General features: G+C 36.8%; 9 protein-coding genes and 1 rRNA gene. 5 read left to right on the forward strand and 5 right to left on the reverse strand.

Going from position 1 to position 11,110, the window contains the following annotated elements; genetic code table 11:
* Positions 1–63: 63 nt before the first annotated feature.
* Positions 64–1,917 (reverse strand): glycoside hydrolase family 13 protein, encoded by a 1,854-nt coding sequence (locus tag I6E24_RS13225; RefSeq protein ID WP_235329003.1) that lies wholly within the window; start codon positions 1,915–1,917, stop codon positions 64–66.
* A 248-nt stretch (positions 1,918–2,165) separates the two neighbouring features.
* Between I6E24_RS13225 and I6E24_RS13230 the strand changes: the two genes are divergently transcribed.
* Positions 2,166–3,758 (forward strand): DUF6377 domain-containing protein, encoded by a 1,593-nt coding sequence (locus tag I6E24_RS13230; protein ID WP_235329004.1) that lies wholly within the window; start codon positions 2,166–2,168, stop codon positions 3,756–3,758.
* Positions 3,759–3,817: 59 nt separating this feature from the next.
* Positions 3,818–5,176: an MFS transporter gene (locus I6E24_RS13235; protein WP_235329005.1), complete on the forward strand. Its 1,359-nt coding sequence runs from the start codon at positions 3,818–3,820 to the stop codon at positions 5,174–5,176.
* A gap of 56 nt (positions 5,177–5,232) precedes the next feature.
* Here I6E24_RS13235 and I6E24_RS13240 read toward each other — a convergent pair whose 3' ends face one another.
* On the reverse strand, positions 5,233–6,357 hold the full coding sequence (locus I6E24_RS13240) for an AI-2E family transporter (protein WP_235329006.1): 1,125 nt from the start codon (positions 6,355–6,357) through the stop codon (positions 5,233–5,235).
* 194 nt (positions 6,358–6,551) lie between these two features.
* Here I6E24_RS13240 and rsmI point away from each other — a divergent pair, with 194 nt between their 5' ends.
* Both rsmI and I6E24_RS13250 read left to right on the forward strand, forming a co-directional pair.
* Positions 6,552–7,247, forward strand: a complete 696-nt coding sequence (rsmI, locus tag I6E24_RS13245) for a 16S rRNA (cytidine(1402)-2'-O)-methyltransferase (RefSeq protein WP_235329007.1) — start codon at positions 6,552–6,554, stop codon at positions 7,245–7,247.
* 5 nt (positions 7,248–7,252) lie between these two features.
* On the forward strand, positions 7,253–8,107 hold the full coding sequence (locus tag I6E24_RS13250; RefSeq protein ID WP_235329008.1) for a Cbp1 family collagen-binding glycoprotein adhesin: 855 nt from the start codon (positions 7,253–7,255) through the stop codon (positions 8,105–8,107).
* Between the two features lie 86 nt (positions 8,108–8,193).
* Here I6E24_RS13250 and I6E24_RS13255 read toward each other — a convergent pair whose 3' ends face one another.
* Together I6E24_RS13255 and I6E24_RS13260 are read right to left on the reverse strand one after the other, a co-directional pair.
* Positions 8,194–9,159: a Rossmann-fold NAD(P)-binding domain-containing protein gene (locus tag I6E24_RS13255; protein ID WP_235329010.1), complete on the reverse strand. Its 966-nt coding sequence runs from the start codon at positions 9,157–9,159 to the stop codon at positions 8,194–8,196.
* A gap of 102 nt (positions 9,160–9,261) precedes the next feature.
* The gene (locus tag I6E24_RS13260; RefSeq protein ID WP_235329011.1) at positions 9,262–10,509 is read right to left on the reverse strand and encodes a glutamate-5-semialdehyde dehydrogenase; all 1,248 of its coding nucleotides are present in this window, start codon (positions 10,507–10,509) and stop codon (positions 9,262–9,264) included.
* A 214-nt stretch (positions 10,510–10,723) separates the two neighbouring features.
* Here I6E24_RS13260 and I6E24_RS13265 point away from each other — a divergent pair, with 214 nt between their 5' ends.
* Complete coding sequence (locus I6E24_RS13265; protein ID WP_235329012.1) at positions 10,724–10,960, forward strand: DUF2007-related protein; 237 nt, start codon at positions 10,724–10,726, stop codon at positions 10,958–10,960.
* Between the two features lie 75 nt (positions 10,961–11,035).
* Here I6E24_RS13265 and rrf read toward each other — a convergent pair.
* A 5S ribosomal RNA gene (rrf, locus tag I6E24_RS17630) occupies positions 11,036–11,110 on the reverse strand; the annotation flags it as partial.

Here is an 11,110-nt window from a genome sequence, read left to right on the forward strand (position 1 = left end):
CATAAACATCTGATTATATGACATTTATATTTATAGAGCAATAACTGATTTTATAAATGATTTTTAGAATGTCAAAAGTAGTATTCCACGTTTTTCAAGAAGTAATTCATCTTTTAAAGCCACTTTCTTTCCTGTAATAAAGTCAATAGCCTCGGATTTCGGAAGTACTTCCTTATATGGTGCAAGATTTAAAGTCTGATTTTCATCTGTTCCATTCATAAATACTACTACAGAACTGTCGTTGTACTTTCTTTCATATACATAAATTCCATTACGTATAGCGAAATGTTTCATCGTACCTTTACATATAGCCTCGTTACCTTTTCTGAAATTCAAAAGCTTACGAGTATAATCGAATGCTTCGTTCTGAAGTTCTGTTCTGCCTTCACGTGTAAAACAGTTTACTTCATCTCCTTCCCATCCACCAGGAAAATCACGACGCAGATATCCGTCTCCTTCACTCTTATCGGCAGCCATAAGTATTTCCGTTCCGTAATATATTTGAGGAATTCCTCTCGTTGTAAGCAAATATGTTATTGCCTGTTTATAACGTGTGATGTTCTTTGAATCTTCTTCATTCTTACAGAAACGAGATGTATCATGATTATCAAGGAATGTCAAAAGGCTCATAGGATTGGCATATACGAAATCCTGAGTATGATAATCATATAATCTGTAAAGACCGCCTGACCATTCGGTAGTTTCCTCATCAAAAGCTTTTGTCATAAGATCTGTAAGAGGAAAATCCATTACTGTAGGAAGATTAGAGTTCTTTGGAGCGGCAAGCTTGCTATCTTTCTGCCAATAAGAAACTAGAACATTGCTGTTTAGCCATGTTTCGCCTACGATATTGAAATGAGGATATTCTTCAAGAACCTCCTTGCACCATGTTGACATAAAATCATAATCAGCATATGGATGAGTGTCCTGACGTATTCCGTTTATTCCTGCATATTCTATCCACCATATACTGCTCTGGATAAGATAACGGGCAACGTGACGGTTTCTTTGATTCAAATCAGGCATAACCTGAGTAAACCATCCGTCTGTAGCTATGGCCTTTTCATAATCAGAGGCATGAATATCCATTACGCTTGCTGTCTTAAACGATGTCTGTACATAATTGGAACGGAAATTAAACCAATCATCCTGAGGTCTGTCCTTGAACAGATAGTTCTCACTTCCGCAATGATTGAAAATCATATCCATAACAACTTTCAATCCTTTACCGTGGGCCTCGTTTACCAATTGAAGGAATTCTTCGTTACTACCAAAACGTCTGTCTATCTGATAGTAATCAGTTATGGCATATCCATGATATGATCCATCTTTCATGTCGTTTTCCTGTGTAGGATTAAGCCAGACAGCTGTCACACCAAGATCTGATATATAGTCCAAATGTTCTGATATACCTTTAAAATCTCCACCATGACGGGCATACTGTTCATTACGGTCAACTTTATTTTCCAGCATTCCTGGCACTACATCATTTTCCGGATTTCCATTAGCAAATCTGTCCGGCATTATAAGATAAAGGACATCACTTGCAGTAAATCCTTCAATATCTGAACCTACACGCGTACGTTCCTTCAGTTCATATGGTACTTTAGTAATCTTACGACCTTTCTTAAGTATTATATCAAACTTCTGCGCCTGTGCATCATTCAGGTCAAGATAAATGATAAGATAATTGGAATTGGACTGTCTGACAATTTCCTCCAGATAAATATCTTTACTGGAAATAGAGACCTCGGAAGAAGCTATGTCTTCGCCGTAAAGCAAAACTTGCAATTCTGAATTCTTCATCCCTGCCCACCAGAATGTAGGGGCAACTTTCTTAATTACAGCATACGACTTTGATGAAAAAGGGAATAATAATGACAATACAGCCATAATGGTTAATAGTGTTTGTTTCATGATATCGATTTTTATATTTATATATTGTTATATTGCAAATTTAAGATTATTGTGGACATTTTATCACCGGCACAATAAAAATATAAATATGTAAAATAACTATATCATTATTAATAAGCACATTAGGCAGATTATGTTATTCAAAAAATATAAATAAAAATGTATTCAAACATCAGTAAAATAATAGTCATGTTTTTGTACTTATTGATAAAAAAACATATTTTTGTATCAGCTCTAAATTTAATGTCATGAAAAACATATTTATAATACTTATTTATATTCTTATTATACCTACTGTATTAAAAGCCAATCCGGAGAATGAAAGGTTGTTGAAAGAACTTGATAAAGTCATTTCAAACAAAAAATATTATCATAATCTGAGAGAAGAAAAGTTATCCCAACTAAAGGACAGTCTCAAGCGTTCTAATGATATAACTGAAAAATATAACATTAGTGGTGCTCTTTTCTATGAATACTTGCATTATCAAGCAGATTCATCATTATATTATATTAATATGAAGCACAAATACTTTCCGTTACTCAACAATCCGGAACTTGAAGACGAAATACTAATAAACAGAGCTGAAGTATTCGGAGTTATGGGAATGTATAATGAGGCTAAAAATGAACTTGACAAAGTTAATAAAGCCAATATAACCAATAAAGGACTTTTAGGATATTACTATAGAACTCGCAGGGCATACTACGGATGGCTTGCAGATTATACAGCTGACGACAATGCCAGCCAATGTTATTCCTTAAAGACTGAAATTTACAGAGATTCCATTTCACAACTGGGAATAACAGATATTGATTTCAAAATTAATCAAGCCGAAAGAATGATTTATGACGGCGATTATAGAAATGCTATAAAAGCTTTATTGCCGCTGTTGTCTGATTCAATAAACTTAAAACGAAAAGTATATGTGAACTATACTTTATCAGATGCTTATGAGGCTATAGGAGATACATCAAGCCAAATAAAGTATCTTGCAAGTACAGCTATAATGGATATAAAAATGGCTGAACGTGAATATGCTTCGCTACAGAAACTGGCATTACTTATGTACCATCAAGGAAATCTGGACAGAGCTTACAATTATTTGTCATGCTCCATGGAAGATGCAGTAGCTGCCAACGCAAGGCTACGCTTTCTTGAGGTAACACAAATATATCCTATCATAGATAATGCATACCAGAAAAAAGAAGCAGAAAAACAAAATGCAACAAGACGACTGCTAATTGGCATAAGTGTATTGGCTTTTCTTCTTATAATAGCGACTTTCTACCTTTATTATTGGATGAAGAAACTTTCTATTATGAGAAGAGATCTGTATAAAGCCAATAAAAAACTTGTTGAAGCCAACAAGAACCTGGCACAAACAGGGAAAATTAAGGAAGTGTATATAGCTAAATATCTTGACCGATGCGTTGTTTATCTGGAAAAGCTGGAACAATACAGACGTTCACTTGAAAAGCTTGCAATGGCATCCAAAATTGACCAACTGTTCAAGGCTATAAGATCGGAAGAGTTCATACGCGACGAAAGAAAACTATTCTACGATGAATTTGACCGCTCATTTCTGGATCTCTTCCCCAATTTCGTGGAAGACTTCAATAATCTACTTACAGATGACAGTAAAATATATCCAAAAAAGGATGAACATCTGAATACAGAACTAAGAATCTTCGCCTTGATAAGACTGGGAGTTACAGATGCAAACCGCATAGCACATTTCCTTGGATACTCACTGGCTACAGTATACAATTATAGAAGCAAAATCAGGAATAAAGCCAAAGGAGATAAAGACAGATTCGAACAAGATGTAATGAACTTATAAACAATAACATATTTCATTAACCTACAGACCAACAAAACAATAATAATATAACTATATCAATGAAAAAAATACCTGATTTAAGTTTCTGGAAACTATGGAATATAAGTTTCGGATTCTTCGGTGTGCAGATTGCATACGCATTACAAAGTGCTAATATCAGTAGGATTTTCTCTACACTAGGAGCAGATCCTCACAGTCTCAGTTATTTCTGGATTCTGCCACCATTGGCGGGAATCATCGTACAGCCAATCATAGGAGCATTGAGCGACAAGACATGGTGCCGTTTCGGACGAAGAATTCCTTATCTGTTTGTCGGAGCAATCATAGCAGTCCTGGTTATGTGTCTGTTGCCTAATGCCGGAAGTTTCGGCATGTCTGTTTCAGCAGCCATGATTTTCGGTCTGTTTTCACTAATGTTTCTTGACACCTCGATTAATATCGCCATGCAACCGTTCAAGATGATGGTTGGCGACATGGTAAACGAAAAGCAGAAGGGACTGGCATACTCAATCCAGAGTTTTCTTTGTAATGCCGGTAGCCTTGCAGGTTATTTATTCCCTTTCATTTTCGCTGCCATAGGTATAAGCAATATAGCTCCTAAAGGTGTGATTCCTGATTCAGTGATATATTCGTTCTATATAGGAGCAGCCATACTCATTATATGTGTAATTTACACTACTGTAAAAGTCAAGGAGTATCCGCCACAACTATATGCTGAATATCATGGAATAAGCAATGAACAGAAAGAAGAGAAAACAAATGTATTCAAACTCCTGGTAAAAGCTCCAAAAGCGTTTTGGACAGTAGGTCTAGTACAATTCTTCTGCTGGGCCGCATTCATGTTCATGTGGACTTATACAAACGGAACGGTAGCAGCAGGAGTGTTTGACACGCCTTCTGTAGAAATAACAAAAGATGGAGTCACAAGTCTAGTGCTTGACACCCAGTCATCTCAATATCAGAATGCTGGCGACTGGGTAGGAATTCTGTTTGCCATACAAGCTATAGGTTCTGTTATATGGGCCACAGTTTTACCTTTAATCAAGAATCGCAAACTGGCTTATTCACTGAGTCTTATACTTGGAGGAATAGGATTCATATCTATTATGTTCATAAATAACCAATATGGACTTTTTGTATCATTCCTTCTGATAGGCTGTGCATGGGCAGCCATGCTGGCACTTCCTTTTACAATCCTGACAAACGCATTGACAGGAGGTCACATGGGAACATATCTGGGATTATTCAACTGTACAATATGTATCCCGCAGATTATAGCAGCAGTGGCAGGAGGATGGATTCTGAAAATGTTCACTGCTCCCGGAAGCATTCCTCCTGAAGTAAACATGCTTGTATTGGCCGGAGTACTTCTTATAATCGGAGCCTTGTCTGTAAGTATTATCAAAGAGAAAAAATAAAAACCGATACACTAAAGGCATAAATGGCAATGAATGTCATTTATGCCTTTAATGTATCACTCAGTTTTATCATCAGGATGTTCATCTTTTCCTTGCATATAAATTAAATCCTTATTCTTTATATACCGTTGGTAATACGAAAGCAGTAATGTTGTACAAGGCAGTGCTATAATCATACCAAGCATTCCCATCAATGAACCCCATATAGACAACGACAATAATATAATGGCCGGATTCAATCCGGTAATCTTACCCATTATCTTTGGAACAATATACATATCCTGAATGGCCTGTACAACACAAAATACCAAAAGCGCAAGCCCTAAAATTACCCAGAAACTTTCTCCTGTATCAGCAGCCTTCAACAGTGCCAGTATAACTGTTGGAACAAAACCGATAATCTGAAGATAAGGGACCATATTCAACAGGCCTATAAACATTCCCAAACCTATAGCAAGAGGGAAATCAATTATCAGAAAACCTATACTAAACAAAACGCCTACACAAAATGCCACCAACGACTGACCGCGGAAGTACTTATTCATACTGTCTTTAATGTCCTCTATTATTCCCATGACCATACTTCTATGTTTTGCCGGCAACAATTTAACCCAACCATCTGCAATCTCTTCATAGTCCAATAATATAAAAAACAGATACAGAAGAACAACAAACAATGTAAATATAGTCAATACAATATTATACGAGGTTGATAACAATGACCACATTTTAGGTAGCACACTTTTTATAGCATCAAAAATATTCTCTGAATTTAACCTCTCCTGTACCCATTTCCAATTGACATTATCATGTAAAAATTCCGTCAAATCTTTAGGTATAGAATTAAATTTACCACCTTCAGAAAAATATACTTCCAATAGAGATTTCAGTTTTATGCACTCCTCCACCATAGGCGGAACAATAAGATAAAACGCCCCTGTCAACAAAACAATAATGCTCAACATCACTAGAAAAATAGCCAATGCCCTATTCTTTATCCTGAGTTTATCCTGATAAAACTTAACCAAGGGATACATAAGATAAGCTATTATCCAGGCTATGAAGAAAGGCAGAAGCACACCGCTAAGCCTATTAAGCAGGTATAACACTGCTATAAAAACAGCTCCACCCAATACTCCACGGATAAAACTGTCAAACGTTATTTTCTTTTGACCATTCATAAGCTATTTCATTTGTTTGCTTATGTGCAAAAATACAATTCTTGTTTGTAAAATCTAATAATTGAACCATAAAATTGGGATTAACCTTAATAATAGACCTTTTAAAATACAACTTCTGTTAAATATTAACACAAAATCACCTTAAAGACCAAAAACTTTCTACCTTTGCTACAAATGATGTCAAAAACAGAAATATGGGTAAACTATATGTTGTTCCTACTCCAGTAGGAAACTTGGAAGATATGACTTTACGGGCAATTCGTGTATTGAAAGAAGCCGATTTGATTTTGGCAGAAGATACACGGACTTCGGGAATTCTCTTAAAACATTTCGAGATTAAGAATTCAATGCAGTCTCATCACAAATTCAACGAACATCAAACAGTAGAACACATTGTATCAAGAATAAAGGCAGGCGAAACCATAGCTCTGATATCGGATGCTGGAACACCTGGTATCTCTGATCCTGGATTCCTGGTTGTGCGTGAATGCGTCCGAAATGGAATCGAAGTTCAATGCCTTCCTGGGGCTACAGCTTTCGTACCGGCCATAGTATCTTCAGGACTGCCCAACGAACGATTCTGTTTCGAAGGATTTCTGCCTCAGAAAAAAGGCAGGATGACAAGACTGAACTCACTGGCAGACGAAACCCGTACGATGATATTCTACGAATCTCCATACCGTTTACTTAAAACACTGACCCAATTTGCTGAGATTTTCGGTAAAGAACGCCCTGTATCAGTGTGTCGCGAAATATCAAAGCTTCATGAAGAAAGTGTCAGAGGAACACTGGAAGAGGTAATAAAGCATTTCACTGAAACGGAACCTAGAGGCGAAATTGTTATAGTGCTGGGAGGTAAAGAAGAACAGAAAAATAACTCTAAACAGTAATAATCATGAAAAAAGTAGTATTAATCTCATTGTGTGTTGCCGCATTATTGGCTTCATGCAACAATCTTGGTCAAAAAAAGGACGCTCTACAGGCGCAAAACGATTCATTAATGTCTGAATTGTATAACCGTAATGCCGAATTGGACGAGATTATGGGGGCATTCAATGACATACAAGAAGGCTTTCGTGAAATAAACGAAGCTGAAAACAGAGTTGACCTGAATGGCGGTGTAATAGAAAGCCAGTCTGCAGCAAATAAAATCAAAGATGATATCAGATTTATCAGCCAGAAACTGAAAGACAACAGAGAAAAAATTGCAGAACTGGAAAAACAACTGAAAAATAGCAATTATAAAAGTGCACAGCTCAAACGTGCTCTTGAAAATCTTACAGCTGAACTAGCTGCCAAGCAACAACAGATCGAAACTCTTCAGTCTGAGCTGGCTTCAAAGAACATAAGAATAGCCGAACTTGACGAAGCTGTTACAGACCTGACAAAGAATGTTGACCAGTTGTCTGCAGAAAATGAAGAAAAAAGCAAGACTGTTGCAGCCCAGGACAAAGCTCTCAACACTGCATGGTACGTTTTCGGAACAAAGAGTGAACTGAAAGACCAGAAGATATTAAAAGGTGGCGATGTACTGAAGAACAACGATTTCAATAAGGATTATTTCACTGAAATTGATATCCGCAAGGATAAAGTCATCAAACTGTATTCAAAACGCGCAGAATTGCTGACTACTCATCCTGAAGGTTCTTATAAACTTGAAAAAGACGATAAAGGTCAATACGTTCTTGAAATAACCAATCCTAACAATTTCTGGAGCGTTTCAAGATATCTGGTTATTCAAGTAAGATAAAAGACAACATCTGATAAATAAATTATGGCATGCAGAACCTGAAAATAATTCTGCATGCCATTTTATATATTATAAGGCTGTATTTATCATTCCATAGACTGAAGCATTCTCTTTAATACAACAGTGGCAGAAATCTCACGGTTTGCAGCCTCTGGTATAACCAGAGAAGTTGGAGCCTCTATCACATCGTCTGTTACAATCATATTTCTGCGAACAGGCAAACAATGCATAAAATAAGCATTATTTGTCACAGCCATGTGTGCAGTATCTACAGTCCAACTCATATCTTTTGACAGAATTTTTCCATAGTTCTCTGGATTTGTTACTCCAGGGCATGCCCAGTTCTTGGCATAAATGAAGTCGGCACCTTCGAAAGCTTTAAGCTGATTATATTCCACTTTTGCGCCACGGACAAATTTAGGGTCAAGCTCATAACCTTCAGGATGAGTTATCACAAAATCAACATCTGCCTCATTCATAAAATCGGCAAATGAATTTGGTACTGCCTGAGGCAAAGCCTTTGGATGAGGAGCCCATGTCAGAACTACTTTAGGACGGTCTTTCTTCTTGTACTCTTCAATGGTAATCAAATCGGCAAAAGCCTGAAGCGGATGACCTGTAGCTGCCTCCATAGAGAAAACCGGCTTACCAGAATACTGAATAAACTGATTAAGTATTTTTTCCGTATAATCGTCCGTACGGCTCTCAAACTGTGCAAAAGAACGAACACCAATAATATCACAATAAGATGCCATCACCGGAATAGCTTCAAGTAAGTGTTCGCTCTTGTCGCCATCCATTACTACACCACGTTCTGTCTCCAGCTTCCATGCTCCCTGATTAACATCAAGCACTATTACATCCATACCAAGATTTCTTGCTGCCTTCTGTGTACTTAAACGTGTACGTAGACTATTGTTGAAGAATATCAGCAAACAGGTCTTGTGCTTGCCCAATGATTCATATTTATAACGGTCTTTCTTTATCTCGAAAGCTTCGGCCAAGGCTGTTTTCAAGTCTCCCAAATCGAATACGTTTGTATATGTTTTCATAACGTCTATGTATATTAATTAGTTTTTCCCTACAAATTTACTATAAAAATGCAACAATATTCTATTTTAGCATATTTTTATTGCATAAAATTTCCATTATGATTATTTCCTTATTTGTCCGTTACCTTCAATCAACCATTTGTATGTAGTGATCTCTCTCAGTCCCATAGGGCCTCTGGCATGAAGTTTCTGAGTGCTGATACCTATCTCAGCTCCCAAGCCAAACTGAGCCCCATCGGTAAACGATGTTGGTGCATTGACATATACACAAGCGGCATCTACTGCCCTCTTAAAATAATCTGCTGCCCTGTTATCCTCTGTAACAATACACTCACTATGTTTTGAACTGTACTTAAATATGTGGTTTATTGCCTCGTCAATGGAACTGACGGTTTTAATGGACATCTTATAGTCCAGAAATTCTGTACCGAAACTTTCCTGAGTGGCATGCTGTAGCAATTCCTGTGGATAAAATCCATTAAGAGCATCATACGAACTTTTATCTGCATAAATAATGACATTGCTATCAGATAGCATAGAGCAGATTTCAGGTAAGTCATTAAGCCTGTCAGAGTGTATCAACAGACAGTCCAAAGCATTGCAGACACTCACCCTACGTGTCTTCGCATTGTTCACTATACCTGCACCTATTTTAACATCACCTGCAAGGTCAAAATAAGTATGACAAATCCCCGCTCCCGTTTCTATAACTGGAACTGTTGATTCTTTTCTTACATAGTTAATCAGATTACTGCTGCCTCGCGGAATTATAAGATCTACAAATTCATTGGCATGCAACAATTCTGCTGTAGCTTCACGGTCAGGCGGTAGCAACTGGACTATGTTTCTATCTACACCAAATCTATCAAGTACCTCATGAATTACGTCTACTATAGCCTTGTTTGAATCATATGCATCACTTCCTCCTTTTAATATACAGGCATTACCGCTCTTAAAGCAAAGCGAGAATACATCAAAGCTAACGTTAGGACGTGCTTCATATATAATTCCTATAACCCCAAAAGGAACACTGACTTTTTTCAATACCAAACCATTAGGACGTACATCCTCATATAAGATATTTCCCAAAGGAGATGAAAGCTTCGATACATTCCTGATATCAGACGCTATATCATCGATTCTAGAGCTTGTAAGCTTCAATCTGTCATATTTAGGATCAGATATATCCATACGATATAAATCTCTTAAATTAGCCTCTAAAATGGCATTTTTCCCATCAATAGCAGCATCGGCAACTGCTACTAGGATTTCATTAATTAAATTCACATCCAGCATAGCCAACTTACGCGAAGCCAACTTTACAGCCTGAAAAGTTTCATATAGTTCCATAATTTACTGTTTTTCAATCCATTTTTCGCAAAAATATCATTAAAATTCGAAATATGTTCATTCAAATCCGAAAAACTTTGATATTATCAGAATTATATCATCCTATATAATGTTTCACACTATTTTCTTGCATTTGAGAAGAAAAAAAACTAACTTTGGGAATATGACAGAGATAATTAACCCGAATATTACTAACCTTTAAAAAACAATGACTATGGCAGATATCAATTATGAAGCATTAGTAGAGGTTTTCAAAGGTAACCTTTGGGAAGCCGAATTAGTAAAAGGGCTACTGGAATCGGAAGGAGTTCAGGCAATGATTAAAGATGAAACATTATCAGCTGTTACATCTCCATACTCTGGAATGGGCGGAGCTGTTCTGGTAATGGTTAATAAGGAAGAAGAAGTTTATGCTAGAAAAATTGTAGCAGAAAGAAAAGTATCTGATTAAATGTATTTCTAAAATAGAAAGTATATAAACGCGAAAATCCCCGAAGTATCTCTACCTCGGGGATCTTTCTCTCTAAAACGGCGACTACCTACTCTCCCACAATTAGCAGTACCATCGGCGTGACGAAGCTTAACTTCTCTGTTCGGAATG

This window comes from Bacteroides caecigallinarum, from assembly GCF_021530995.1.
Lineage (GTDB): Bacteria > Bacteroidota > Bacteroidia > Bacteroidales > Bacteroidaceae > Phocaeicola > Phocaeicola faecigallinarum.